Origin of the sequence: Actinokineospora auranticolor, assembly GCF_041897805.1 — a bacterium.
GTDB classification, from domain to species: Bacteria; Actinomycetota; Actinomycetes; order Mycobacteriales; family Pseudonocardiaceae; genus Actinokineospora; species Actinokineospora auranticolor.
The window spans coordinates 2,871,950-2,896,838 of record NZ_CP154825.1 but is presented as its reverse complement, the minus strand read 5'-3'; the positions used below and the strand labels follow the sequence as shown (position 1 = coordinate 2,896,838).

Sequence of the window (24,889 nt, the reverse complement as noted above, 5' to 3'; positions counted from 1 at the left end):
TCCGCCACCGCGCGTCCGGCTTTCGGACCCGCGTTCGGGGTCGCCGCCGGACTCGCGTTCCGGCACGCCACCCTCCGAGACCGCCTCACCGCGCACCAAACCTGCCCAGGTCCGAGGGAGGTGGGCCTGGGCAGGTCGGGTGGTGGAACCGACTAGCTGGTGACCAGGGTCAGCCGGTAGACCGACAGGATCTCGCCGATCGGCTGGAAGTACGTGGTGCCGCCGGACGAGCAGTTGCCCGACCCGCCCGACGTGACGCCCTGGGCCTGGTTGCCGCTGAGCCACGAACCGCCCGAGTCGCCGGGTTCGGCGCAGGCGTTGGTGCGGGTCAGGTCGGAGACGGTGCCCTGGGGGTAGTTGACCGACTGGTTCTTCGACTGGACCGTGCCGCACTTCCAGCCCGTGGTGGAACCCGAGCGGCAGATGGACGCGCCGACCGCGGACTCCTGGCTGCCCTTGACCGCGACGGTCTGCGAGCCGCTGTAGCGGTTGACGACGCCGCGCGGGGTCCACTGGGCGTTGGTGCGGACCCATGAGTAGTCGTTGCCGGGGAAGGACGAGCCCGCGAAGGTGCCCTGGGCCTGGCGGTTGGAGCCGGTGGTGGAGGCGCCGGTGTTGCCGCAGTGCCCGGCCGAGACGAAGCCGCCCTGGACCGAGAAGCCGATGGAGCAGCGGGAGCCGGAACCGATGTAGTACGCGTCGCCGCCGCGGACGTCGGCGAGGGTGCGGGGGGCCTCGGTGGACTCGACCACCGAGATCGCCGAGCTGATGGTGGACGCGTACTTGGTCGCGGCCTCGGTGGCGCCCTTGGCGGCGGTCAGCGTGACGGTGTTGCGCTGCACGTCGACGTACCAGCCGGTCACGCCCGCGGGGGCGGTACGGGCGTTCAGGGTGTCGGCGACCCGGTCGAGCTCGGCCGCGCTGTGCTTGACCAGGGTGGCGCTGCCGCCCTGGGCGCGCACCGACTCGGCGCGCGCGGCGTCGGTGACGCCGACGACCAGCTTGGCCGACGCGGCGTCGTAGTAGGCGCCGCCGAAGGTGTCGCCGAGCGAACCGCGCAGGCTGGTCTCCAGCTCCGTCGCGGCCTTCTCGCTGCCCAACCGGGCGATGGCGGCGTCACGGGACAGGCCGAGGTCGCGCTCCATCGCGCTCAGCAACTCCGGGGCGACGGCGTCGGCGGCGGCCGGGGCGGGTGCCGCCTCCTGACCGGCCCAGGCGGGCAGGGAGGCCACGGCGGCCGCCGAGGCGGTCAGCAGCGCGGCGACGACGAGTGAGCGTTTCACGAGGTTGTCTCCATCGGTGCTCGATTGCAGGGAAGTGGCCGCGGCACCCATAGGCACCGACGACCGCGATTTCACCGAATCCGCAAAGGGCCCTCACCAGCGACAATCCGGTGATACCGCATAAATAGTGCTCACCTCGACGCGCGCACCACAAGGGGAACTTGTTACCGGATATCCATAATCTGGTAAAAGATCGCCCGCTACGCGCGGAAACCCGACTCACATTCGGCGACACCGCAGCTCGGCACCAGCACCGGCGGCCAACACGAGCGGCTGTTAACTGTGGAAAGGTGATGATTTAACAGTTGCGCGCGCAGCTTTCCGGCGCGGCGCGGACCCTACCAACCTCGGGCGTAAGGTGATTATTCGAAAGCAGGGTCCGCGCCCGCCCCGGGTGGCATAGGCTCCCGGAGCCGATAATGGTAGCGACACCCCACTCGCGGTTTCCGCAGGGGTTTTCCGGTCACCGCGCGCAGCGCCACGACCAGCGGGGAAGGGGTGCCGGGCACCCCTCCCCCAGCACGGTCAGTCCCGCTCGATGACGTGGCCGACGACGTCCGGTCCCGGGTGCGCGGCCCCCGAGCCGTCGCGGCGGGGGTCGGTTTCGGGGAGCTCGACGGCCGAGCCGGACTTGTTCGCCCCGGCCGGGCGCGGGCCGACCCAGGCCAGGATCAGGCCGCCCTCGCCCTTGAGGAAGCGGTGCGCGCGGACGCCGCCGGTCGCGCGGCCCTTCGCCGGGTACTCGATGAACGGGGTGACCTTGACCGTCTGGCCCGTCGACGTGACGACCATGGGCTCGCCGTGGTCGGGGTCGTCCGTGCGCACCGCGCCGAAGAACACCGCCGTCGACGCGCCCGGCAGGGTGATGCCCGCCATGCCGCCGCCCTTGAGGCCCTGGGGGCGGACCAGGCTGACGGAGTACCGCAGGAGAGCGGCCTCGGAGCTGACGAACACCAGCGTCTCCGTGCCGTCGGTCAACCAGGTGGCGCCGATGACCTCGTCGCCGTCCTTGAGCGTGATGACCTCGAACTCGTCCGAGCGGACCGGCCACTCCGGGGCGCACACCTTCACCACGCCCTGCCGCGTGCCCAGCGCCAGGCCCGGCGAGCCCGCGCCGCGCTCGCCCAGCGGCGCGATGCCGATCACCCGCTCGTCCTTCGCCAGCGGCGCCAGCTCGCTCGCCGCCATGCCGCCGCTGAGCGACACCGTGCCGCTCTGCTCGGGCAGCACCGGCAGCGGCAGCACGTCGGTCTTGAAGGCGCGGCCGCGGTTGGTGATCAGCAGGATCTGGCCGCGCGCGGTCGAGTGGACCAGCGCGGCGACCGTGTCGTGCCGGGCCCGGCCCTTGCGCCTGCGGCCCTCGGCCGACTCCTCGGACTCCGCGGCCGTGCGGGCGACCAGGCCGGTCGCCGACAGGATGATCTGGCAGGGGTCGTCGGCGACCTCCAGCGGCCCGGCGGGCTTGGAGGCGGCCAGCACCTCCTTGAGGTCGCCGTCGATCAGCGCGGTGCGGCGCTCGGCGGTGTGGTCCCTGGCGACCTTGGCCAGCTCGTTCGACACGACCCGGCGCAGCACCTTGTCGTCGTCGAGGATCTTCGCCAGCTCGGCGATCTCACCGAGCAGCTTGTCCTGCTCGGCCTCCAGCTCGATCTTGTCGAACCGGGTGAGCCTGCGCAGCGGGGTGTCCAGGATGTAGGTGGCCTGGATCTCCGAGAGCTTGAACCGGCTCATCAGGCCCGACTTCGCGGCGGCGGCGTCGTCACTGCCGCGGATCAGCCGGATGACCTTGTCGATGTCGATCAGCGCCCGCAGCAGGCCCTCGACCAGGTGCAGCCGTTCCTCGCGCTTGCGCTTGCGGTACCGGGTGCGGCGGGTGACGACCTCGTAGCGGTGGTTGAGGAAGACTTCCAGCAGCGCCTTGAGCCCGAGCGTGCGCGGCTGGCCCTCGACGAGCACGAGGTTGTTGATGCCGAAGGACTGCTCCATCGGCGTCAACCGGTACAGGTCGGCCAGCAGCGCCTGCGGGTTGACCCCGACCTTGCACTCGACGACCAGCCGGGTGCCGTTCTCCCGGTCGGTGAGGTCCTTGACGTCGGCGATCCCCGTCAGGCGCTTGGACTTGTTGACCTCTTCGGTGATCTTCTCGATGATCTTCTCGGTGCCGACCTGGTACGGCAGCTCGGTGACCGTGATGGCCTGGCGCCCCCGGCTGCCCTCCAGCGGCCCGATCTCGACCTTGGCCCGCATCCGCACGACGCCGCGGCCGGTCTCGTAGGCCTTGCGCACCTCGTCGAGGCCCAGCAGCATGCCGCCGGTCGGGAGGTCGGGGCCGGGGACGAACTCCATCAGCTTGTCGAGCGTGGCGTCCGGGTGCGAGATCAGGTGCCGCGCGGCGGCGACGACCTCGCCGAGGTTGTGCGGGATCATGTTGGTCGCCATGCCGACGGCGATGCCGGAGGTGCCGTTGACCAGCAGGTTCGGGAACGCGGCGGGCAGAACTGTCGGCTCGAACAGCGACCCGTCGTAGTTCGGCCGGAAGTCGATGGTGTCCTCGCCCAGTTCCCCGACCAGCAGCATCGCCTCGTGGGACATCCGGGCTTCGGTGTTGTGGTTGACGAACCCACCCGCGAGGAACGAGTGGTCATCGGACGCCACCCGCAGCGAGTACACCTCCGCGGGGTCGTCCGCGACGACCTCGGTCACCGACTCGAAGCGGTACCCGGAGTCCATCACCGGCAGGATCGTGGCCAGGACCTCGGGTTCCTCGATCCGGTCGATGATGCGCGAGCGCTCGGTTTCCCAGCGCTCGACCCGGTCGAAGTCGTACTGGGTCAGCCGGTCGAGGGAGTCGCGCACGTAGTTCGCGACGAACGGCACGGAGTCCGAGCCGGGCAGGCGTGGCGAACGCGCGCGCAGGTCTTCGAGCTCGGCCTGCTTGGTCTCGAGGAATCCCACGCGCTCGGCGAACGCGCGCACGTCGCGCGAACCCGAGATCAGCAGGCGGTGCTCGACCACCCCGCTCGCCCCGGCGCGGTCCTGGCGCGTGGCGATCACGCCGAACTCGGCCAGCATCTCCTGCAGCTCACGAGCCAGCCGCGCGCTGCCGGTCGAGCAGTGGACGGTCAGGCCGTCCTCGGTGACCCGCGACCCGCCGTCGCCGTCGAACACGGCCGCGAGGAAGGCGCGCTTGGCCTCCCAGCCACCGGTCCAGACGCACTCCGGGATGAACTCCTCCCCGGCACCGACCACCTGGGCGCCTGCCGCGGGCGCCACCTGCGTCCAGGCGTTGCGCGCGATGCAGACGGTCATCCCCGGGGTCAACTCGTCGAGCCTGCGCCACTGGAAGAGCGGGACACCGGCGGGCGCTTCCAGGCACAGCACCAGGTGGTTCTCGCTGCCGCGCAGCGAGAAACCCGACGTAGTCGACATGCGCAGCGTCGGGTGCACACCGGAGTTGAAGACCCGGTTCACCCGCACCGACTTGCCGTCCTTGTCCAAGACCTCGAAGTCGGCGTCGGCCTCCGAATCCGCGGGGAGGTCGACCAGGTCGGCGATCCGCGGGCTGGAGCCGTCGGGGAGCCGAACCCGGGTCTCGCCCACGACGCAGTAGCGGCTGGCGGCCGGTCCGTCGTCCGGGGAGCCGAAGTTCCCGTGCCCGTCGATGAGCGGGGCGTTCAGCGAGAAGTCCTGGGCCAGCCGGACCATCGCGTCGTAGATGGCCGTGTCGCCGTGGGGGTGGTACTTGCCCATGACGTCGCCGACGACCCGGGAGGACTTCACGTAGGCCGACGTCGGCCGGTGGCCCTGCTCGTGCATCGAGTACAGGATCCGCCGGTGGACCGGCTTGAGGCCGTCCCGGGCGTCGGGGAGCGCGCGGGAGTGGATGACCGAGTAGGCGTACTCCAGGTACGAGTCCTCGATCTCGGTCTTGAGCGAGTTGTCGAAGACCTGGGCGCCCGGCTGGTCGAACGCGGCGGGGTCGACCTTGGTCGAGGGGGCCTTGCGGCGGGCCATTGCTCAGCGCTCTCTCTCGTGGCGGCTTCGATGACTCAGGCGTCGATGGCCGACTGGTCCACCCGGGCGGCGGACTCGACCAGCCAGTTGCGGCGGGGCTCGACCTTCTCCCCCATCAGCAGCTCCAGCGCGGTCTCGGCGGCCTCGACGTCGTCGAGGGTGATCCGGCGGACCGAGCGGGTGGCCGGGTTCATGGTGGTCTCCCACAGCTCGTCCGCGTCCATCTCGCCGAGGCCCTTGAACCGCGGCACGGGCGTGACGACCTGCTTGCCCGCCTTCTCCAGCCGGGCGAGGGTGGTCTCCATCTCGCGCTGGGTGAAGGTGAAGATGGTCTCGGCACCGCGGCCCTTGGTGGTGATCTTGTGCAGCGGCGGCATCGCGGCGTAGAGCCTGCCGTCGGTGATCACGGGGCGCATGTACTTGGCGAACAGGGTGATCAGCAGGGTCCGGATGTGCGAGCCGTCGACGTCGGCGTCGGCCATCAGGATGACCCGGCCGTAGCGCATCGCGGGCAGGTCGAAGGTGCGGCCGGTGCCCGCGCCGAGCACTTGGACGATGGCGGCGATCTCGGCGTTGCGCAGGGTGTCGGCCAGGCTGGCCTTCTGCACGTTGAGGATCTTGCCGCGCAGCGGCAGCAGGGCCTGGTACTCCGACACCCTGGCCATCCGCGCCGAGCCGAGCGCGCTGTCGCCCTCGACCAGGAACAGCTCGCTGCGGGCCAGGCCCGTGGTGCGGCAGTCGACGAGCTTGGCGGGCATGGCCGCGCCCTCCAGCGCGGTCTTGCGCCGGGCGGCGTCCTTCTGCTGCTTCTGCGCGATCCGCACCCGGCCCGCGTCGACGATCTTCTGCAGCACGACCTTGGCCTCGGCCTTGGTGCGCCGGTCCTCGGTCCACTCGCGCAGCTTGCGCTCGACCACGCCCTGGATGACCTTGGTGATGCCCGCGGTGGACAGCTCGTCCTTGGTCTGGGAGGTGAACTGCGGCTCGGGGATGCGCACGTGCACGACCGCGGTCATGCCCTCGAGCACGTCGTCGAGCGTCGGCGGGTCCTCCTTGGGCTTGAGCAGGCCGCGGGTCTTGGTGATCGCCTCCTGCAGCGCCCGCACGGCGGCCCGCTCGTAGCCGCGGCGGTGGGTGCCGCCGTGCATGTTGCGGATCGTGTTGGTGAAGCACTCGACGGTGCGCTCGTAGCCGGTGCCCCAGCGCAGGGCGACCTCGACCTCGGCGCGGCGCTCCACCTTGGACCGCATGACGCCGTTCTCGTCGGCCGCGTTCTCCTGGTAGGTGCCCTCGCCGGTGATCAGAATGGTGCCCGAGACCGGCTTCTCGCTCGACGGCGCCAGGTAGTCGACCATGTCGACCAGGCCGTTAGGGAAGTGGAAGGTCTCGGTGTCGAACTTGTCCGGATCGTCCGCGCGGGGCACGCGCAGCGCGTAGGTGACGCCGGGGACCAGGAAGGCGGTGTTGCGCATCTTCGACCGCACCGCGTCGACGTCGAGGGCGGCGCCGTTCTCGAAGTAGCGGGCGTCGTACCAGTAGCGGATCGAGGTGCCGGTGGACTCGTTGCGGCGGGTCTTGCCGACGACGTCCAACCCGGACTGGCGGGTGAACGGGGCCTTGGGGCCGTCGCCGTCGAAGACGCCGGGGGCGCCGTGCGCGAACGACATCCGGTGGACCTTGCCGTCGCGCTTGACGGTGATGTCGAAGCGGTGGGACAGGGCGTTGACCGCGGACGCGCCGACGCCGTGCAGGCCGCCGGAGGTCTTGTAGCCGGAGCCGCCGAACTTGCCGCCCGCGTGCAGCCGGGTGAGCACCAGCTCCACACCGGACAACCCGGACTTGGCGTGCACGCCGGTCGGGATGCCGCGCCCGTCGTCGTCGACCTGCACGCTGCCGTCGGGGTGCAGGGTGACCTCGACCCTGGTCGCGTGGCCCGCGACGCCCTCGTCGGTGGAGTTGTCGACGATCTCGGAGAACAGGTGGTTGATGCCCCGGCTGTCGGTGGAGCCGATGTACATGCCGGGCCGCTTGCGCACGGCCTCCAGACCCTCCAGATGCGTCAGGTCGTCGGCCCCGTAGAGGGTCTCGGCAGTCACTGGGTCGCTCTCCTGGATTCTGGTCCGTGGTGCTGGTCGAACAGGTGTCCCAAGGTACCGGAGGGTATCCGGCCGACCCGACGGCCAGGCGTAAGCGCGCCGGTGCGGGTCGGGATCGCGCCCGCCGCGGGCGCCCGCGGGGCGAATAGTCGGATTCGATGGTGGGCATTGGTCCAGTCCGGGCGGCCCGGTCCGCCGATGCGACCGAACGGTCGCCACCGGGAGGCCGGTTGGCGGTCCACAGCGGCCCCACTGGTGATGACATGCGCCGTACGGTCCATTGACCGGGGCTTGAAACATTGGCAACGATATGTGAATTTACCGCCGCGCGGCCGGTAGTCGTCGTCTTGACGGGTGATCGAGGCCGCGTTTATGGTCTAGACCACAGCAACACCAGTTTCACCCTCCGGCGTCCGGGTCCGGCCGTACGCCCGACGGGAGGCGAGCGTCCCCTTGCTCCCCGTTTCCCCCCTGCGCCGGTCGCTAGCCGCGACCGGCGGAAACGCCGTCCACACAAGTGGAGGAGCACTGAATATGAAGCACACGCGCAAGATCGCCGCGGCAGCGGCCGGGGTCGGCATCGCACCCCTGCTCATGGTCGCCCTGCCCGCGGGCCCCGCGTCCGCGCACGGGTACATCAGCTCCCCGCCCAGCCGCCAGGCCAACTGCGCGGCGGGCAAGGTCAGCAACTGCGGCCAGATCATCTACGAGCCCCAGAGCGTCGAGGGCCCCAAGGGCCTCAAGAGCTGCAACGGTGGACTGTCCCAGTTCGCCCAGCTCAACGACGACTCGAAGGCGTGGCCCGCGGCCTCGGTCGGCAACTCGGTGGACTTCACCTGGACGCTGACCGCCCGGCACGCGACCACCACCTGGGAGTACTTCGTCGGTGGCGAGCGCATCGCCGTCTTCAACGACGGTGGCAAGCAGCCGGGTGCGACCAAGACGCACAACGTGAACCTGGGTGGCCGCAGCGGCCGCATCAAGCTGCTCGCGGTGTGGAACATCGCCGACACCGCGATGGCGTTCTACAGCTGCGTCGACCTGCAGGTCGGCGGCGGTGGCCCCACCACCCCGCCCACCACGCCGCCGACGACCACGACGCCGCCGACGACGACCACCCCGCCCACCACCACCACGCCCCCGACCACCACCACGCCGCCGCAGACCGGCACGTGGGCCGCGGGCACGAGCTACGCCACGGGCGCGACCGTGACCTACAACGGCGGCAGCTACCGCTGCCTCCAGGGCCACACCGCGATCGCGGGCTGGGAGCCCAGCACCACGCCCGCCCTCTGGGCCAAGGCGTAACCAGTGGCAACCCGGCCCGGGTCTCGGCGGGCCCGGGCCGGGTCCCCTCATGAGGAGGCACGCATGAGACGTCCGCTGGTAGCCGTCGCCGCCTGCGTCACCCTGCTGGTCGCGGGGTGCGGCAGCGACAGCCACGCCGGACACGCTGATCCTGCGGGCCACGCCGGTCATGGCGCCGCCACCACGTCGAGTTCCCCCGCGTCGCCGTCGGCCCAGGCTCCGGCAGGTGGCGCGGCGAGCGCGAGCGCGGCGGCGGCGCCTGCCGTCGGCGGTGACTGGAACCTCGCCGACGTGATGTTCCTGCAGATGGCGATCGCCAACCACAAGCGCGGCATCGAGCTGGTTCAGTTGGCCGACAAGCACCAGGTGCGCGCCGACGTGCGCAACCTGGCCGACGCCATCCGGCTGACCCAGGAGCAGGAGGTGAGCCAGATGAGCAAGTGGCTCACCGACTGGAAGCAGCCCGTGGAGGTCAGCGGCGACCCCAGCGCGCACGCCCACCACGGCGGCATGCCGCTCACCGACCCCCAGACGATCGCCGAACTGGACGCCCAGCCGGACGGCCAGTTCGAGAAGCAGTTCGTGACGATCCTGACGGGCCACCAGCACAACGCGGTGGAGTTCGCCCTGACGGAGAAGAAGGACGGCGCGAACGCCGACGTGAAGGCGTTCGCCGACAAGGTCGTGAAGTCCCGGACGGCGCAGATCCAGCAGCTGCTGAACTTCTCGCAGTAGTCCGGTCCAGGATCAGCGGTGCCCCTGTTCTGTCGAACAGGGGCACCGCTGTCATTTCCGAGCTGTCACATCCGGTTGAGCGCGATCACGCCATTCCCCGGCCACCGGCGGAACCGGGCCCGGGAGCAGGACCGGTCCGTCCGGCTGAGCGCGGGCGAGGCCGGGAATCAGGCGGTGATCTGGTCGTAGGTCGGGAAGTTGTGGGCGATGGAGTTCTCCACGAAGTCCGCCACCCAGCCGTCGTCGTCGTGGAAGAAGCGGATTGACACGTAGTCCGGGCGGGTGCCCATGTCGAACCAGTGCGTCGTCTTCGCCGGGACGCTCAGCAGGTCGCCTTCGGTGCACAGCACGGCGTGGACCTTGCCGTCGATGTGCAGGTAGAAGATTCCCGAACCCCGCGCGAAGAACCGGTCCTCGTCATCGTCGTGGGTGTGTTCCGAGAGGAACTTGGCGCGGGCGGTCGCGGCCTTCGAACGCCATTCCGCGGAATCCTCCGGCGTCATCGTGACCGCGTCGACGAAGGTGTAGCCCTCGCGGTCGTTCACCTCGTCCACCCGCGCCTGGTAGGCCGCGATCACCTCGTCCGAGGTCGGGTTCGGGGGCAGGTCGACGACCGGCCACCGCGAGAAGCGGACGCCGAGGGCGCCCAGGGTCGCGGTGATCTCCTCCACATCGGACGTGCGGGTCAGCTCCACCCCGGGGTCGTCGTCGGCCCAGATGGTCAGCAGGGTCATCACCGGCCTCCTTCGATCGCGGTCTTGAAGCGCAGCAGCCACTCCAGGCACTCGGCCCGCCACCGCGCCTCGAGCAGGTCGTCCCCCCACACGTACACCCCGTGCCGGGCGACCACCAGTGCGGGGGTCGCCGGGTCGTACCCGGCCTCGAACGCGTCCCCCAGCACACCCATGTCCTGCGAGTTCGGCACGACCGGGACCCGCACGAGGTCGTCGTGGGCGGCGCGGCCGAAGCCCTTCAGCATCTCCAGGTCGCGCAGTTCGATGCCGTCGGGCCAGCGCTCAGCGGCGACCACGGGGGCCAGCACGTGCAGGTGGACCACCGCGCCCGCACCCGCGACGCGGGCGATGCGCGCGTGCAGGCCCGCCTCGGCGGACGGGCGCAGCCGCTGGCCGGGCAGTGCCTCCCCGGCCTCGTCGACCTCGACGACGTCGTGCGCGGTCAGCTCGCCCTTGTCCAGGCCGCTGGCCGTCACCGCGAGCCGCAGGGGGTCTCGGCCCAGGGTGACCGACAGGTTGCCCGACGTGCCGCGCATCCAGCCCAGGTCCGTGTAGCGGGCGGCCTCGGCGGCGAGGGCTCGGCCCACGGTGACCAGCGCGGTCATCCGGGCACGACGCGGAACTCGTCGAAGGACTTGGCGACCCGGTGCGCGCCGAAGTCGGCCGACGCGTACGGCTCGCCGTCGCGGGCCAGGCCGACGGTCTGCCAGCCCGCCTCGGCGGCGGCGTCGAGTTCGGCGGGGACGTCGGACAGGAACACGATCCGGGACGGCACCGGTCCGCCGATGCCCTCCGCGATGGCCGCGTACGACGCGGACTCGCGCTTCGGGCCCGCGTTGACGGTGTCGAAGTGGTGGCGGAACAGCCTGGTCAGGTCGCCCTCGGTGGTCGTGGAGAACGACGCGATCTGGCCCGCGACCGAACCCGACGAGAACACGGCCAGCTTGAGGCCCGCGGCGTCCCAGGCCCGCAGCGCGGGCACCACGTCCGGGAAGTACTCGGAGACCAGGTCGCCGCGCGCGTAACCGTCCTGCCAGATCAGGCCCTGCAGGTCCTTGAGCGGCGCGGCCTTGCGGTCGGCGGACATCCACCCGTGCAGCACGGCGACGACGTCGGCGGTGGTCGCCGAGTCGGGCAGCCCGGCCTCGGCCTTGGTGCGGGCCACGGCCGAGCGCACGGTCGGGTCGTCGGGGTGGGCATCGATCCACGGACCGAGTCGGGGCCGGGCGTAGTCGTAGAGGACGACGTGGACACCGGCGGTCGGCATCAGGGTGCCCTCGATGTCCAGGACGACCCAGTGGGCGGACAGCGTGTCGGTCACGGTTGCTCTCTCCGGTTGTAGACGGCCGAGTGGTAAGCGGCCAGGGCGTCGGGGGCGAAGGGCCCGCGGTCGGTGACGACGGTGCGCACGAAGCGCGGCGGCGTGACGTCGAAGGCCGGGTAGAAGCCGCGCACCCTGGCGCTGGCGGTGCGCGCACCCAGCGTGTGCTTGACCTCCTCGCCGTCGCGGTGCTCGATCGGCACGTCCGCCGCGGTCCGCGCGGCCAGGTCCGGGGCCTGCACCTGCGCCAGGAACGGCACGCCGAACGCGTGCGCGGCGACCGCCAGGCCCAGCGTGCCGACCTTGTTGACCACGTGCCCGTCCATGGTGACGCGGTCGGCGGCGGTCAGCAGGACGTCGACCATCCCCGCCGACAGCACGGACGCGCCCATGCCGTCGGTGATGAGCGTGGTGTCGACGCCCATCTCGGCGAGGGTCTCCGCGGTCAGCCGGGCCCCTTGCAGGTAGGGGCGGGTCTCGGTGCAGACGAAGGAGACGTCCTTGCCCGCCCGCTGGACGGCCGCGACGGTCTCGATGAGGTACGCGTCGGCCCAGCAGTGGGTGAGGACGCGGGCGCCGTCGGGCAGCAGGGCGGCGCTGTGCTCGCCGAGCGCGCGGCTGTCGGCGCGGTAGCGCGCGTCGCCCGCCTCGGCGCCCCGGGTCGCGGCGGCCACCAGGTCGTCGCCCGAGTCGACCTCGGCGAGGACGGCGGCGACCGCCTTGCGCAGGTGGTTGTTGGTGGGCCTGCTCGCGATGAGCCGGTCGCCCGCGGTGCCGAGCGCGGCGCGGGCCGCGGCGGCGGGCAGGTGGGCGTGCGCGCGGGCGGCGAGGACCATGGCGTAGAGGGCCGCGTAGTAGGGGCCGGAGGACTGGGTGACCATGTCCTCGATGGCGACCGCGACCTCCTCGGCGGTGGCGCAGCGCACCCAGACCCGCTCGAACGGGAACCGGCGCCGGTCGAGGATGATCACGGCGTCCTCGGTGAGGCGGACGCTGCGGTCGAGGGTCGGGGACATCAGCTGTACCCGCTGGGGGCGGGGAACTCGCCGGTGAGCAGGTGCCTGCCGACCTCGGTGGCCTTGTAGACGGCCGGGTCGTGCAGGGTGAGCGTGCGGGCGTTGCGCCAGAACCGGTCGAGGCCGTACCGGGCGGCGGTGGCGCGGGCGCCAGTCAGCTCGAACACCCGGCTGCCGATCTCGGTGGCCAGTTCGCTCGACACGACCTTGGCGGCGGAGATCCGCACGGACGTCTCGCCGCGCCGCTCGGCGCCGAGGTCCGGGTCGGCCGCCGCGGCCTCGAACGCGCGGGCCGCGGCGTCGACGAGGAGTTCGGCGGCGTCGAGGCGGGCGGTGAGGGTGCCGTACGCGGCGAGGGTGTGCGGGTCGTCGGCGGCGCGCTCGACACCGGAGGCGGGCCAGGCGCGGGAGACGTCGCGGGTGTAGCGGGCGGCCTCGGCGAGCGCGCCACGACCGACGGCCACCAGCACGCGGCTCAGGACGAGCTGGAACCCGAGCGCGGCAAGGGAATCGCGGTTGGCGCGGGGCTCGCCGGGCGCAGGCTGGGCGCCGAGCACGGCGGACTCGGGGACGTGGACGTCGGTGAACTCGACGCCGCCGCTGGCGGAGAGGCGCTGGCCCAGGTTGTCCCAGTCGCCGAGGTACCGGATGCCCGGCGCGGCGGCGTCGAGGGTGAAGGTGAGCTTGCGGCCACTCGCCTCGTGGTGACCGCTGACCACGAGCCGGTCGGCGACGCTGGCGCCGGTGGCGAAGAACTTGCGCCCGTTGACCAGGTAGCCGCCGTCGTGAGTGGACAGCACGAGCGCGTCGTCGCGGGGGTTGGCGACACCGGCCCAGAACCAGCCGTGCGCGGCCGTCGCCCGGTTGGCGGCGGTGGTGGCGTCGGGGCGGTCGAAGAGGGTGGTGCGCCAGACGTGGAGGTAGTGGTAGCCGAGCAGGTGCCCGACCGACGCGTCGGCGGCGGCGACCTCGGCGAGGACGGCGTGCGCGGTGGTCCAGTCCGCGCCGTGCCCGCCGTCGGCAGTGGGGATCATGAGGGGCAGCAGGCCGGACTCGCGGAGCAGGGCGACCTCGGCCACGGGCTCGGCGCCCTTGGCCTCCCGCTCGACCGCGTCGGCGGCCAACCGGGCGGCGACGTCCCGCGCGACCGCCACCCACCGCTGTCGGTCCGCCACGCCTTCGCTGCCAGTTGTCACCAAGGCAGTATGCCGGGCGACGAAGGGGGAACCGGCATGTGGGATGGGGGAAGGACGGTGTGACCCGAGTTGTATGGCGGTGGGATCTCGCCATGCCGCGCCACACGCGAGATCGCGCCGGTTTCCGGGCTGACCGGACTCGCGGACCCGAGGGGGATCCGGTTCCAGGGCCGCCGCGGGGCCGTGGCACAACTCCCTAGCCGGTCAGGGCCAGGTCCGCGCCGCGGTCGCGCCACCAGGAGTCGTACGCCGTGCTGCAACCCTGGCGGCGGCGGTAGAAGGCGAGGACCTGTTCGTTGATCTCCTCGATGTGCGCGGCCACCGAGGTGCCCTGGCGGTAGAACAGCCGGAGTTCCTGGTGCATCGGCATGTCCTCGATCGGGCGGATCACGATCGACCCCGGGTGGTCCCGGCTGGTCGCCAGGGCCGGACCGACCGCCAGGCCCGCGGACACCAGTTCCAGCATCGTGGCCAGGCACTGGGTGCTGTGCGGTTGGTCGAACACGACGCCGTTCTCGTGTGCCACCTGGGTGACGAAGGTCGACCAGCGCGTCGTGCCCGGCGCGTCGTCGATCCACGGGTGTTCGGCGACGTCGGCCAGCTTGAGGCGCGCCTGCCCGGCTAGCGGGTGGTCGTGCGCCAAGGCCACGAACACGGGCTCCGCCGGGTGCACGAGCACGCTGGAAACCCCTGGGGGCACGGTGATCCCGGCCAACGGCGGCCGGTACACCAGCGCCAGGTCCAGCGCCCCGATCGCGACCTTGTCGACGCTGATCCGCTCGTCGATGTCCTCCTGCACGCTCACCCCGGAGCACCACGACTGCTCCCGCAGCCACCGGCACACCACGACGTGCAGGAAACCGCAGTAGCCGCCGACCCGCAGGGGGTCGGACGGCAGGCCGCGCCTGGACCACTCCCCCACGCGCTCGGCGATGGCGGACATGCCGCTGAGCACGACGCGGGCCTCGGTGAGCACCTCGGCGCCCAGCGGGGTGGGCAGGCAGCCGTACTCGGCGCGGAAGAAGAGCCTGCCGCCGACGGTGCGTTCGATGCGTTGCAGCAGACCGGAAAGCGCGGGCTGGGACATGCCGAGCCTGCGCGCGGCCTGGGTCAGGCTGCCGGTGTCGTCGATCGCGGCCAGCGCGCGCAGGTGGCGGATCTCTAGCTCCACGGGGTCCTCCATCCCCGCCGGACCGCGAGCGACCGGCGGTTCAGCGACGGTACCTCCGGTGCGCGCGCGCTGGGAAGGGGCCCGCGGTCCGCGGGCCCCTCCGGTCGGTGAGAGGTCGACTAGGGGGTCTTGGCCTCCAGCGTGTACGCGCCCGAGCCGCGGTAGGCGTTGATCCGCCAGCGGTAGCGGCCCGCCGTGCCGGTGTAGTCGACCTTCTCGGTGGCACTCGGCCCGGCGCTGGTGGCGACGGTGCTCCACCGGGTGCCGGACTGCTTCTCCAGGTACAGGTCGAAGTCGCTGCCGGACGGGCCCGCCAGGCACGCGGTGTGCTTGCCCGCGGCGGCCTGGTACGAGCCGGTGGCGCGCGGTTCGTAGACCGTGCCGCCCTGGTTCACCGAGCCGGTGGTGGCGGTGCCGCACTGGCCGCCCGGCGGCTCACCGGGGCCGTCGGAGGTCAGCAGCGTGACGTTGTACCTGCTCAGGATCTCCGGCACCGGCTGGAAGTACGTCGTCGCCGCGCCGCCCTTGCAGTCGCCGGACCCGCCGGAGGTCACGCCCTGGGCCTGCTGGCCGGAGATCGCCGAGCCGCCGGAGTCGCCGGGTTCGGCGCACGCGGTGGTCTCGATGGCCTCGTAGACCTTGCCGACCTGCGAGCCGTAGTCGACGGTGGCGTTGCGGTAGCGGATGGTGCCGCAGTGCCAGCCGGTGGTGCCGCCGGAGCGGCAGATCGACGCGCCGACCGGGGCCTCCTGCGCGCCCGCCACGGCCACCCGGCCGCCGCTGTAGTCGTTGACCGCGCCGATCGGCGTCTCGCCCGCGCTGGTGCGGATGAACGCCATGTCGTCGACCGGGAAGGTGGAGCCGTCGAACCGGCCGCCCGGCTGGGTGGTGGTCTCGCCGACCTTGCCGCAGTGCCCGGCGGAGATGAAGCCGCCCTGCACGGAGAAGCCGACCGAGCAGCCGTACTTGCTGGTCCAGTACCGGTTGCCGCCGACGACGTCGATCAGCGGACGCGCGCGTTCGGTGCTCGACTCGTACCGCACGGCGGACTGGTCGACCCCGGCCGCGCTCACCCAGGCCCGGGCCTTGGACTCGGCACCGGGCGCGTGCTTGACCACGACCGCGTTGCGCTCCTGGTCGACCCGCCAGCCCGGCAGCGCGGGCGCGCCCGCGGCGGCGGCGTCGAGGCGGGTCTTGGCGGCGTCGAGGGCGGCGGCCGACCGGGCGAGCAGCCGCGGCTCGGCACCGACCGCGCGGACCTCGGCGAAGGCGGACGCGCTGGTCACGCCGACGACGAGCCCGCCGCGCGCGGCGTCGAACCAGGTGCCCGCCAGGTCGCCGCCGAGGGTGGCGCGGACCTGGTGGTCGGCCTTGGTGGCGGTCCGCTCGGCGTCGAGCCGGGCGACCGCCTGGGCCGGTGCGAGGCCGAGGTCGCGGGACAGCGCGGTGAGCACGGCGGGGGCGGCCGCCAGTGGTGCCGCGACGGGTTGCGCGGGTTGCGCGGCGTTGGCGGTCGTCAGGCCGACGACCGTGATCGGGACAGCCAAGACCACCGCGATCAGCGGTGATGTCCGTGGTCTGCGCATGGCTGGGTGACTCCTCGGTGCAGGGTTCGGGGGGCTCGCCCCGACCGCCGGGGACGCGGCGGTGAACCAACGGTAAATGCGGCGTGAGCAGGGCAGACAGATCACAGATCCCCATAACGATTCCCAGCTCCACGCCCTGACACGTTCGGAGTAGGCGGACGCACCCGGTGCGGCCGGCGGAGATCATCCGCACTAGCCTGTTCAGGTATGGCGGGTGTGGAGGAGCTGCGTTCGTGGGTCGCGGTGGCGACTCAGCGGACCCAGGGCGCGGTCGCGGCGGTCGCGCAGGCGTCGTTGCAGCTCGAGGAGGCGCGGACCGCGCTCGTGGCCGCGGGCTCCGCGATCGGCACGGGGTCGGCCGAGCTGGACCGCTCGTCCGGGTTGCTCGACGAGGCCCGGGCGTCGCTGGCCGAGGCCCAGCGCGCCGCCATGGCCGCCGTCTCCACCGCCGAGGCGTACGCGGCCCGCCGTTGACACGCGGTGCGGGCGCGCCGGGTAGCGGGACGCGCGCACGGGTAGCCCGTCCGCGGGTAGCCACTGTCACGAGGAGAAACCCCGATGCTGGGTAGGCGGGAGCGCAGGGATCGCGCGACCGAGGCGTTCAACCGGCTGCGCACCGTGTTGAACCGGGCGTTGGGCGCGGCGGCGGGGGCGCGGGAGCGGGCCGAGGTCCGCAAGCGGCAGCTGGAGTTCGAGCGCGAGGTCCAGCGGGTCGGGCTGGGCGCCGCCGCGCTGGACCCGGAGCTGGCGGAGAAGCTGGCCGACCCGGCGTTCGCGCAGGTGTGGGCCCGGATCAACGCCGAGCGCGACGAGAGCTACGTCGAGTGGCGGGCCGAGGGCCTGGGCGCGGTGCGGGAGCTGGTCGCGGCCGAGGCGTGGGGTCCGGCGGGGGCGCACTGGGAGCACTGGCTGGGCGCGATCGGGCAGGACCCCGGGGTGCGCTCGCCGCGGCTGTGGCGGATCGGGTCGGCGCAGGTCGAGCACGCGTCGCCTGCGGACGGGTTCCCGCTGGCGGTGCCGTTGTTGGACCAGGGGAACCTGCGGTTGAACTCGGTGCCGGAGGCGCGCGCCGCGGTGGACTCCATCGTGGAGACGCTGCTGCTGCGGCTGCTGAGCACGTTCACCCCGGGTCTGGTGCGGCTGCACCTGTGGGACATCGGGCACCTGACCGGTCCGCTGCCGAACCTGCACCCGCTCACCGCGGGCGGGCTGCTGGTCGTGCACGACCCGACCCGGCTCGACGACCTGCTGGGCCTGCTGGCCGGGCACATCCGGAAGGTGCACGCGAACGCGTTGCGCGCCTCGGGCCGCACGACGCTGCGGGAGGCCTGCGAGGTGGCCGGGCGGCGGGTGGAGCCGTGGCGGGTCGCGGTGCTGTTCGGCAACGGCGAGCGGCTGGCCGACGAGCAGTACCGGGAGCTGAACCGGGTCGCCCGCACGGGACCGGACGCGGGGGTGCACCTGATCCTGGTGGACATGCCGGTGTCCGCGAGCAGTCCACTGGAGACGGTGAGCTTCACCGACGCCGAGCGGGCGACGGCGAGCATCACCGGCCCGGGCATCGTGGTGCGGGCCGACCCGCCGATGCCGCCGGGGATCGTCAGCCGGGCCGCCGCGGCGATCCGCGACGACGTGGTGGTGCGCCGGGGCAGGCCGCGCTCGTTCGTCGACCTGCTGCCGGACGAGCTGGGCCGGGGCAGCTCCCGCGAGGAGCTGCGCACGGTCATCGGGTTCGACGAGGGCGAGCCGGTGGAGGTGGTGCTGGGCGACGCGACCCCGCACGCGCTGGTCGCCGGGCCGAGCGGGTCGGGCAAGACGAACTTCCTCTACGCCATGCTCGGTGGCTTCGCCGCCCGGTACCCGCCGGACGAGCTGGAGCTGTACCTGTTGGACTTCAAGGAAGGCGTGTCGTTCGCGGGTCTGACCCCGGGCCGCAAGGACCCGAGTTGGCTGCCGCAGGCGCGGCTGGTCGGGGTGAACGTCAACACCGACCGCGAGTTCGGGTTGGCGCTGCTGCGGTACCTGACCCGTGAGCTGGCGCGGCGCGCGGAGGCGGCGAAGCGGCAGGAGGTCACCAAGCTGGCCGAGCTGCGCGACGCGGAGCCGGAGGCGCGGTGGCCGCGGATCGTCGCGGTGATCGACGAGTTCCAGGCGCTGTTCGGCAGCCGCGACCAGATCACCCAGCAGGCCGCGGCGCTGCTGGAGGACGTGGCCAGGCGCGGCCGGTCCCAGGGCATCCACCTGGTGCTGGCCAGCCAGGACATCGCCGGGATCGAGGCGTTCTGGGGCAAGCCCGCGGTGTACGACCAGTGCACGCTGCGGATCGCGATGCCCAAGGCGAAGCGGGTGCTGACCGACGACAACTACGCGCCGGTGAGCCTGCCCCGCTGGCACGCGGTGATCAACCACGATTCCGGTGTGCCGCACGGCAACGAGGTCGCGCACGTACCGGACGCGTCGAGCCGGGGCACCTTCGACGAGTTGCAGCAGCGGCTGTGGCGGGAGCAGGCGGGGGCGGTGCCGCGGCTGTTCGACGGCGCGCACCAGCCGGACCTGGCGTCGGCGCCGGAGTTCGCGCACCCGTCGGGTCCCCTGCTGGGTCAGGTGATCGCGGTCGAGGACAGCGCGGCGACGCTGCGGGTGGAGCCCGCGCCGGGCCGGAACCTGGCGGTGCTGGGCACGGCGCAGAACGACGCTTTGTCCATTTTGGACAGCCTGGCGCTGTCGCTGGGCAAGATCCACCGGGGCGAGAACTGCGAGTTCCACCTGTGGTGCGCGGTCGCTTCGCTGAACGAGCACGTCGCGCTGGTCCAGCACGCGCTGGAGGACATGGGGCACCGGGTGCACCCCCGGTTCGACAGCGTGATCCCGGACTTCCCCGACAACGGCGTGCCGCAGTTCGTGTTCTTCTACGCGGTGGACGCGGCGCACCCGGTGTTGGAGGTCAAGGAGGGTTTCGGCCCCAGCGGCCTGGACCGGCTGCGGGCGCTGCTGAAGAACGGGCCCGCCAACCACGTGCACACCTTCGGCTGGTGGCGCGGGGTCGGCAGGCTCAAGGACACCCTGGGCTTCGCGGGCACCGACGACGTCGGCGCCTGGGTGGCGCTCGACGTCCAAGGCGCCGAACTGAACGCGTTGGCGGCCGGGCAGATCGTGGACTGGTCACCGCGCCCGCACCGGGCGATCTTCTTCGACCGGTCCACGCACAGCAGACCGGACGTGCTGATCCCCTTCGACACCACCACCGCGCTGCACCCGGAGGAGTCGTGACCGATCCCGCCGCCCGCTACCGCGAACTGCTGGACACCGCGCACCGCGCCGCCCGCAAGCACACCGACCACGAACGGCGGCGGCTGATCGACTTGGTCGCCGAGATCCACGCCACCGATAAGGAGATCCACGCCGCGACCGAGGCGGAGGCCCAGGTCGTCGGCGAGATCAACGGCTGGTGGCGGCAGGTGGTGAACTCGGTGGAAGGCCAGAGCTGGCTGGTGACCACCCCCCGCCCGGCCCCGGACACCACCGCGCGACCGGAGAGCCTGCGGGAGTACCTGGCCCAGATCGAACCGGCCACCAAGGCGTTCCGGACCGCGTTGCGGAAAGCGATGTGGCCCCGGCGGCCGTAATGGGGATTTCACCCGTAGCGGTATTTCTTCTCCCGGTTAACGAGTTGCGCCAACCGTACAATTGATCGGTTGCGCACTTCTGCCGTGGGGGAAATCTCAACCGTGAACCAGCCCGTCCTCGAACCCGAGATACGCGCCGAGCGCGACTACATGGACCTGTGCCGGGTCACCCTCACCGCGATGCGCGAGGAGGTCGCGGCGATGCTGGCGACCGGCGCGGGCGAGGGCGACGCGGTCGTCGACAAGTACCTCAACAACGCGCTGCGCGAGGTCCGGGTGCGCGCGCTCGAGGAGTTGGCCGACCTCGACGACGTGCCGCTGTTCTTCGGGCGCCTCGACTTCCCGCCGGGCGAGGTCCACGACGGCGACGTGGTCCGCGCCGCGGGCTCGCCGACCCACCCGCCGGACCGGGACCTCGTCTACATCGGACGGCGCGGTGTCCGCGACGACGACGGCGAGCCGCTGGTCATCGACTGGCGCGCGGCCGTGTCGCGGGCGTTCTACGAGGCGGCCCACCAGGACCCGATGGGCGTGCGGGTCCGGCGCCGCTACGGGTTCGACACCAGGGGCCTGGTGACCGCCTACGAGGACGAGGCGCTCACCCCGCGGGCAGCGGCGGGCGGGGACGGCCTGCTGGCCGCCGAGATCGAGCGCCCGCGCAAGGGCCCGATGCGCGACATCGTCGCCACCATCCAGCCCGAGCAGATGCGCTTGGTGCGCGCGCCCCTGGGGGACACGGTGTGCGTGCAGGGGGCGCCGGGAACGGGCAAGACGGCGGTGGGGCTGCACAGGTTGGCGTACCTGCTCTACGCCGAGCGGGACCGGTTGCGCCGGGACGGCGGGGTCGCGGTCATCGGGCCGAACCGGGCGTTCCTGTCCTACATCCGCAACGTGCTGCCCGCGCTGGGCGAGGTGGAGGTCGCGCAGACGACGATCGAGGAGGTCACCGGGGCGCGGCTCGCGGTCGGCCGGGTGGACGAGCCCGACGCCGCCCGGGTCAAGGGGGACGCGCGGATGGCCGAGGTCGTCCGCCGGTACCTGCGGTCGCGGATCCGGCGGCCGGTCGACGGGGTGGAGGTCAAGCGGCAGAACCGGGTGTGGCGGGTGCCGGTGGAGTACTTCGCCGCCGAACTCGACGCCGTGCTCGCCCGGGACCTCGACTACGGCCCGGGCCGCGACCTGCTGGCCAAGCGGCTGGCGCTGCGCGTGCTGCGGCGGATGGAGTTGTCCGGTATCGGCTCCTCGTCGGTGGAGGCGCTGGCCCGCGACCGCGGCATCGACCGGGCCCTGCGCGCCGTGTGGCCCGCCGTCAACGCCGCGCGGGTCGTGTTCGACCTGCTCACCGACGCGGCCGTGCTGGCGGAGGCGGCGGACGGGGTCCTGTCCCCCGACGAGCAACAGGTCGTCCTGCGCACCCCCAAGCCCAGGTCGGTGAAGGCGATGACGTGGAGCAGCCTGGACCTGGCGCTGCTCGACGAGGTCGCGGGCAGGCTCGCCCGACCGGCCCGGCTGGGGCACGTCGTGGTCGACGAGGCCCAGGACCTGAGCCCCATGCACCTGCGCGCGATCGCCCGCAGGCTGGCGGGTTCCTGCACCGTGCTCGGCGACCTGGCCCAGGCGACGAGCCCGGCGGCGGTGTCGGACTGGGCGGCCGTGCTCACCCACCTCGATCGCGCGGACGGGCGGATCGCCGAGCTGACCCGCGGCTACCGCGTCCCGGCCCAGATCATCGACTTCGCCGCCCGCCTGCTGCCGCGCATCGCCCCGGACCTGCGCGGCCCGGCGTCCTTCCGCAGCAGGCCGGGTGCGCTGAACCTCGAGGAGACCACCCCCGAGAAGCTCGCCGCGACCATCTCCGCGACCTGTGCGACGGCCCTGGTCGAGGAGGGGTCCGTCGCCCTCATCGCGGCCGACGCCGACCTCCCCGCCATCGCCGAGGCCTTGGCGGACGGCGGGTTCCGCTACGTCGTGCTCGGCGACGACGCCGACCCGGAGGCCGAACGCCTGGCACTCGTGCCGGTGACCCTGGCCAAGGGCCTCGAGTTCGACACCGTCCTGGTCGTCGAGCCGTCCCGCATCGCCACCGCGGAACAGCGCGGCCTCCAGCGCCTCTACGTGGCCCTGACCCGCGCGGTGACCACCCTGCACGTCATCCACGCCGACCCGCTGCCGGAGGCGCTGCGGTTCTAGAGCCAGTCCTTGCGGCGGAACATGGCGTAGAGGCCGCCGCCGATGGCGATGATGGCGGCGGTGGAGGCCCAGAAGCCCCAGGGCTGGTCGTAGCCGGGGTAGGGGACGTTCTGGCCGTAGAAGCCGGTGATGGCGGTGGGGATCGCGATCACCGCGGCCCAGCCGGTGACCTTCTTCATGATCATGTTGAGCTGGTTGCTCTGGATGTTGAGCTGGGTCTCGCGCAGCGCGGTGATGTGGTCGCGCAGGGACTCGGTCCACTCGGCGGCGTGGGCGACGTGGTCGCGGATGTCGCCGAAGTAGGGCTGCAGCTCGGCGTCGACCAGGTTCTTGTCGCGCGGCAGCTCGGTCATGATGTCGCGCATCGGCAGCACGACCCGGCGCAGGCCCGCGAGGGCGCGGCGCACCCGGACGGAGTGCCGCTGGAGTTCGCGGACGTCGGGGCGCTCCTCGAAGACCACGCCCTCCAGATCCTCGATCAGCTCGTCGAGCCGCGAGGTGGCCTCCAGGTGGCCGTCGACCACGATGTCGAGCACCGCGTGCAGCAGCACCCCGACCCGGTCGCAGGGCAGCGCGGAGGCGTCCCAGCGGCGGGTCACGGCGGCCATGTCGAAGCCGTCGCGCACGGTGACCAGGGTGTTCGGGGTGACGAACATCGACAACTCGTGGCACTCGAGGGTGCCGTCGGCGGCCACGGACACCCCGTAGACCGAGACGAACTGGTGGGTGCGGTAGTGGTCGAGCTTGGGCCGCTGGTGGCGCTCCTGGCTGTCCTCCAGCGCCAGCTCGTGCAGGCCGAGCTCGCGGCCGACGACCTCCAGCGCCTTGTCGTCGGAGATGTCGACCCAGGCGACCCCGCCGCCCGCCAGCCGCTCCGCCAGCTGGTCGAGCGGGAAGTCCTCCTCGACGGAGCCGTCCCGGTACAGCCGCGTCCGACTCACGCCGACCGCCTCAGCAACACCGCGTACAGGGTCAACCCCGGGCCGAACGCCATCGCCACCACCAGCTCTCCCGGCCGCGCGGACAGTTCGCGCAGCACCAGCAACACCGTCGCCGACGAGCAGTTCCCGCGCTCGGCGAGCACCCCTCGCGAGGCGGCCAGCGCCGCGGGCGGCAGGCCCAGTCCGGCGGCCACAGTGTCCAGCACGCGCGGCCCGCCGGGGTGCACCGCCCAGCCCGCCACGCCGTCGACGTCGGCGCCGTGCCGGGCCAGCATCTTCTCCACGACCGGGCGCACCGCCACCGCCAGCACGTCCGGCACCCGCGCGGACAGGCCCATCCGGAAGCCGTGGTCGGTGATCCGCCAGGTCATCAGGTCGCGGGTGTCGGTGTCGGTGTGCGACACGACGTCGAGGACCTCCCAGCCGGGCGCGTCGGGGTGCACCACGGCCGCCGCCGCGGCGTCACCGAACAGCGCGTGCGCCACCACCTGCTCGGGGTCGCGGTCGGGTGGCTGGATGTGCAACGACGTCAGCTCGACGCACACGAGCGCGGCGGGCAGGCCGCGCGCGGTGGCGAAGTCGGACACCGCGCCCAGGCCGGGCAGCGCGGCGTAGCAGCCCATGTGGCCGATGGCGAGCCGTTGCGCGTCGGCGGCCAGGCCGAGGTCGGCGGCGAGGCCGATGTCGAGGCCGGGGGTGCCGTAGCCGGTGCAGGACACGACCGCGACGAGCCCGAGGTCGCCGGGGGCGAGGTTCGCGTCGTCGAGCGCCTCGCGCAGGGCCGCCCGGGCCAGCGGTGGGGCCTCCCGGTCGAACCGGGCCATCCGCTGCGCGGTGGACCACCCGGCGACACCCTCCGCGAACGGGTCCACGACGGTGTGTCGCGAGCGGACACCGGACCCGGCGAACACCCGCCGGGCGAAGCCGCTGTCGCCGAAGTGCGCGCGGAAACCGCGCTCCCACAGGGCTTCCTGGTCCACCGACCGGGGCAGTGCCGTGCCGAGCCCGGTCACCGCGGCCATCGGGCCTCCTTCGTGCCGGTCCCCTGGAACAGGACCGCGGTCGTCGGGACGGGCCGCAGGCGCACGTCCCGGCGCAGGCCCAGCGCCCAGCCGAGCAGGTCGGCCGCCGACGGGCGGATACCCCGCAGCCGCAGGCGCACACCTCGCCGGGCGCACTCGCGCACCAGCAGCGCCCGGTCCACCAGCAGACCGGGCTCGTGCACGCCGCGCGGCACGCCGGGCAGCCGTTCGGCCACCGTGATCGCCAGGAACCGGCACAGCGCGGTGTTCGCCAATGTATCGATCACCAGGAGGCCGCCCGGGCGCAAGAGTCCACAGGCTTGTTCCACGGCGCGGGGTAGGTCCGGGACGTGTTCGAGGATTTCTCCCGCCACCACTACGTCCGCGCATTCGGGCCGTAGTGGCACACGCAGTACATCGGCCCTGACCGCGTGGACACCGTGCTCGGACGCTAAGCGTGGTCCGGTTAGGGATAGATCGATACCTATGTGTAGGTAGCCTTTTCGCGCTATGTGCGGCGCGAGAAGGCCCCCGCCGCAACCGAGGTCCACGAGCACCGCGCCTCGACGTGGCGCGGGTGGGACGAGCCGCGCGCGGGCGGCGGCGAGCCAGTGCAGCATGGCGAATGGCCCCCTGGGCTGCCACCACCG

19 protein-coding genes are annotated in these 24,889 nt (G+C 72.4%); 6 read left to right on the top strand and 13 right to left on the bottom strand.

All coding sequences use genetic code 11. The features are described from left to right. Window positions 1-152: 152 nt before the first annotated feature. From V5P93_RS13250 to V5P93_RS13240, 3 genes are all read right to left on the bottom strand, one after another. The gene (locus V5P93_RS13250) at window positions 153-1,283 is read right to left on the bottom strand and encodes a S1 family peptidase (RefSeq protein WP_245931386.1); all 1,131 of its coding nucleotides are present in this window, start codon (window positions 1,281-1,283) and stop codon (window positions 153-155) included. 525 nt (window positions 1,284-1,808) lie between these two features. Continuing rightward, the gene (locus tag V5P93_RS13245) at window positions 1,809-5,297 is read right to left on the bottom strand and encodes a DNA gyrase subunit A (protein ID WP_104480328.1); all 3,489 of its coding nucleotides are present in this window, start codon (window positions 5,295-5,297) and stop codon (window positions 1,809-1,811) included. A 35-nt stretch (window positions 5,298-5,332) separates the two neighbouring features. Beyond that, window positions 5,333-7,393 (bottom strand): type IIA DNA topoisomerase subunit B, encoded by a 2,061-nt coding sequence (locus V5P93_RS13240; RefSeq protein ID WP_104480329.1) that lies wholly within the window; start codon window positions 7,391-7,393, stop codon window positions 5,333-5,335. A 534-nt stretch (window positions 7,394-7,927) separates the two neighbouring features. On the opposite strand from V5P93_RS13240, the gene V5P93_RS13235 reads away from it, so the two are divergent. Then, the gene (locus V5P93_RS13235; protein ID WP_104480330.1) at window positions 7,928-8,701 is read left to right on the top strand and encodes a lytic polysaccharide monooxygenase; all 774 of its coding nucleotides are present in this window, start codon (window positions 7,928-7,930) and stop codon (window positions 8,699-8,701) included. Window positions 8,702-8,764: 63 nt separating this feature from the next. Beyond that, window positions 8,765-9,436, top strand: coding sequence for a DUF305 domain-containing protein (locus tag V5P93_RS13230; protein ID WP_104480331.1), 672 nt, complete (start codon window positions 8,765-8,767; stop codon window positions 9,434-9,436). 167 nt (window positions 9,437-9,603) lie between these two features. Here V5P93_RS13230 and V5P93_RS13225 read toward each other — a convergent pair whose 3' ends face one another. From V5P93_RS13225 to V5P93_RS13195, 7 genes are all read right to left on the bottom strand, one after another. After that, a complete protein-coding gene (locus V5P93_RS13225; protein WP_104480332.1) occupies window positions 9,604-10,170 on the bottom strand; it encodes an acireductone dioxygenase in 567 nt (188 codons plus the stop codon). Beyond that, a complete protein-coding gene (mtnB, locus tag V5P93_RS13220; protein ID WP_104480333.1) occupies window positions 10,170-10,775 on the bottom strand; it encodes a methylthioribulose 1-phosphate dehydratase in 606 nt (201 codons plus the stop codon). Before mtnB ends, V5P93_RS13225 begins: the two co-directional genes overlap by 1 nt. Then, window positions 10,772-11,491, bottom strand: coding sequence for an acireductone synthase (mtnC, locus tag V5P93_RS13215; protein WP_104480334.1), 720 nt, complete (start codon window positions 11,489-11,491; stop codon window positions 10,772-10,774). The genes mtnB and mtnC overlap by 4 nt, the downstream gene beginning before the upstream one ends. After that, complete coding sequence (locus tag V5P93_RS13210) at window positions 11,488-12,507, bottom strand: s-methyl-5-thioribose-1-phosphate isomerase (protein ID WP_104480335.1); 1,020 nt, start codon at window positions 12,505-12,507, stop codon at window positions 11,488-11,490. Before V5P93_RS13210 ends, mtnC begins: the two co-directional genes overlap by 4 nt. Then, a complete protein-coding gene (locus V5P93_RS13205) occupies window positions 12,507-13,703 on the bottom strand; it encodes an acyl-CoA dehydrogenase family protein (RefSeq protein ID WP_245931387.1) in 1,197 nt (398 codons plus the stop codon). The genes V5P93_RS13210 and V5P93_RS13205 overlap by 1 nt, the downstream gene beginning before the upstream one ends. A 196-nt stretch (window positions 13,704-13,899) precedes the next feature. After that, a complete protein-coding gene (locus V5P93_RS13200; protein ID WP_104480514.1) occupies window positions 13,900-14,874 on the bottom strand; it encodes a LysR family transcriptional regulator in 975 nt (324 codons plus the stop codon). A gap of 119 nt (window positions 14,875-14,993) precedes the next feature. Then, window positions 14,994-16,460, bottom strand: a complete 1,467-nt coding sequence (locus V5P93_RS13195) for a S1 family peptidase (RefSeq protein WP_104480337.1) — start codon at window positions 16,458-16,460, stop codon at window positions 14,994-14,996. A 207-nt stretch (window positions 16,461-16,667) separates the two neighbouring features. On the opposite strand from V5P93_RS13195, the gene V5P93_RS13190 reads away from it, so the two are divergent. The 4 genes from V5P93_RS13190 to V5P93_RS13175 all read left to right on the top strand — a co-directional run bounded on the left by V5P93_RS13190 (window position 16,668) and on the right by V5P93_RS13175 (window position 22,276). Continuing rightward, a complete protein-coding gene (locus V5P93_RS13190; RefSeq protein WP_104480338.1) occupies window positions 16,668-16,934 on the top strand; it encodes a hypothetical protein in 267 nt (88 codons plus the stop codon). A gap of 84 nt (window positions 16,935-17,018) precedes the next feature. After that, window positions 17,019-19,730: an FtsK/SpoIIIE domain-containing protein gene (locus tag V5P93_RS13185; protein WP_245931388.1), complete on the top strand. Its 2,712-nt coding sequence runs from the start codon at window positions 17,019-17,021 to the stop codon at window positions 19,728-19,730. Next, the gene (locus V5P93_RS13180) at window positions 19,727-20,086 is read left to right on the top strand and encodes a hypothetical protein (RefSeq protein WP_104480339.1); all 360 of its coding nucleotides are present in this window, start codon (window positions 19,727-19,729) and stop codon (window positions 20,084-20,086) included. The genes V5P93_RS13185 and V5P93_RS13180 overlap by 4 nt, the downstream gene beginning before the upstream one ends. A 102-nt stretch (window positions 20,087-20,188) precedes the next feature. Then, window positions 20,189-22,276 (top strand): ATP-binding domain-containing protein, encoded by a 2,088-nt coding sequence (locus tag V5P93_RS13175; protein WP_245931389.1) that lies wholly within the window; start codon window positions 20,189-20,191, stop codon window positions 22,274-22,276. Here the strand turns inward: V5P93_RS13175 and V5P93_RS13170 are convergent. From V5P93_RS13170 to V5P93_RS13160, 3 genes are read right to left on the bottom strand one after another with little or no spacing between them, the layout of a single operon-like run. After that, window positions 22,273-23,217: a magnesium transporter CorA family protein gene (locus V5P93_RS13170; RefSeq protein WP_104480340.1), complete on the bottom strand. Its 945-nt coding sequence runs from the start codon at window positions 23,215-23,217 to the stop codon at window positions 22,273-22,275. The two genes, V5P93_RS13175 and V5P93_RS13170, sit on opposite strands and share 4 nt — an antisense overlap. After that, window positions 23,214-24,239, bottom strand: coding sequence for a type III polyketide synthase (locus tag V5P93_RS13165; RefSeq protein WP_104480341.1), 1,026 nt, complete (start codon window positions 24,237-24,239; stop codon window positions 23,214-23,216). Before V5P93_RS13165 ends, V5P93_RS13170 begins: the two co-directional genes overlap by 4 nt. After that, window positions 24,227-24,859 carry a bifunctional 2-polyprenyl-6-hydroxyphenol methylase/3-demethylubiquinol 3-O-methyltransferase UbiG gene (locus tag V5P93_RS13160; protein ID WP_104480517.1) on the bottom strand — a complete coding sequence of 211 codons (633 nt, stop codon included), beginning with the start codon at window positions 24,857-24,859 and terminating at the stop codon, window positions 24,227-24,229. Before V5P93_RS13160 ends, V5P93_RS13165 begins: the two co-directional genes overlap by 13 nt. Window positions 24,860-24,889 lie beyond the last annotated feature (30 nt).

What these genes read in the sequence shown, in the direction of transcription:
- V5P93_RS13235 (WP_104480330.1), top strand. Translation starts at nt 7,928, where the DNA reads ATGAAGCACACGCGCAAGATCGCCGCGGCAGCGGCCGGGGTCGGCATC.
- V5P93_RS13245 (WP_104480328.1), bottom strand. Translation starts at nt 5,297, where the DNA reads ATGGCCCGCCGCAAGGCCCCCTCGACCAAGGTCGACCCCGCCGCGTTC.
- mtnB (WP_104480333.1), bottom strand. Translation starts at nt 10,775, where the DNA reads ATGACCGCGCTGGTCACCGTGGGCCGAGCCCTCGCCGCCGAGGCCGCC.
- V5P93_RS13210 (WP_104480335.1), bottom strand. Translation starts at nt 12,507, where the DNA reads ATGTCCCCGACCCTCGACCGCAGCGTCCGCCTCACCGAGGACGCCGTG.
- V5P93_RS13185 (WP_245931388.1), top strand. Translation starts at nt 17,019, where the DNA reads ATGCTGGGTAGGCGGGAGCGCAGGGATCGCGCGACCGAGGCGTTCAAC.
- V5P93_RS13165 (WP_104480341.1), bottom strand. Translation starts at nt 24,239, where the DNA reads ATGGCCGCGGTGACCGGGCTCGGCACGGCACTGCCCCGGTCGGTGGAC.
- V5P93_RS13230 (WP_104480331.1), top strand. Translation starts at nt 8,765, where the DNA reads ATGAGACGTCCGCTGGTAGCCGTCGCCGCCTGCGTCACCCTGCTGGTC.
- V5P93_RS13195 (WP_104480337.1), bottom strand. Translation starts at nt 16,460, where the DNA reads ATGCGCAGACCACGGACATCACCGCTGATCGCGGTGGTCTTGGCTGTC.
- V5P93_RS13190 (WP_104480338.1), top strand. Translation starts at nt 16,668, where the DNA reads ATGGCGGGTGTGGAGGAGCTGCGTTCGTGGGTCGCGGTGGCGACTCAG.
- V5P93_RS13160 (WP_104480517.1), bottom strand. Translation starts at nt 24,859, where the DNA reads ATGCTGCACTGGCTCGCCGCCGCCCGCGCGCGGCTCGTCCCACCCGCG.
- V5P93_RS13225 (WP_104480332.1), bottom strand. Translation starts at nt 10,170, where the DNA reads ATGACCCTGCTGACCATCTGGGCCGACGACGACCCCGGGGTGGAGCTG.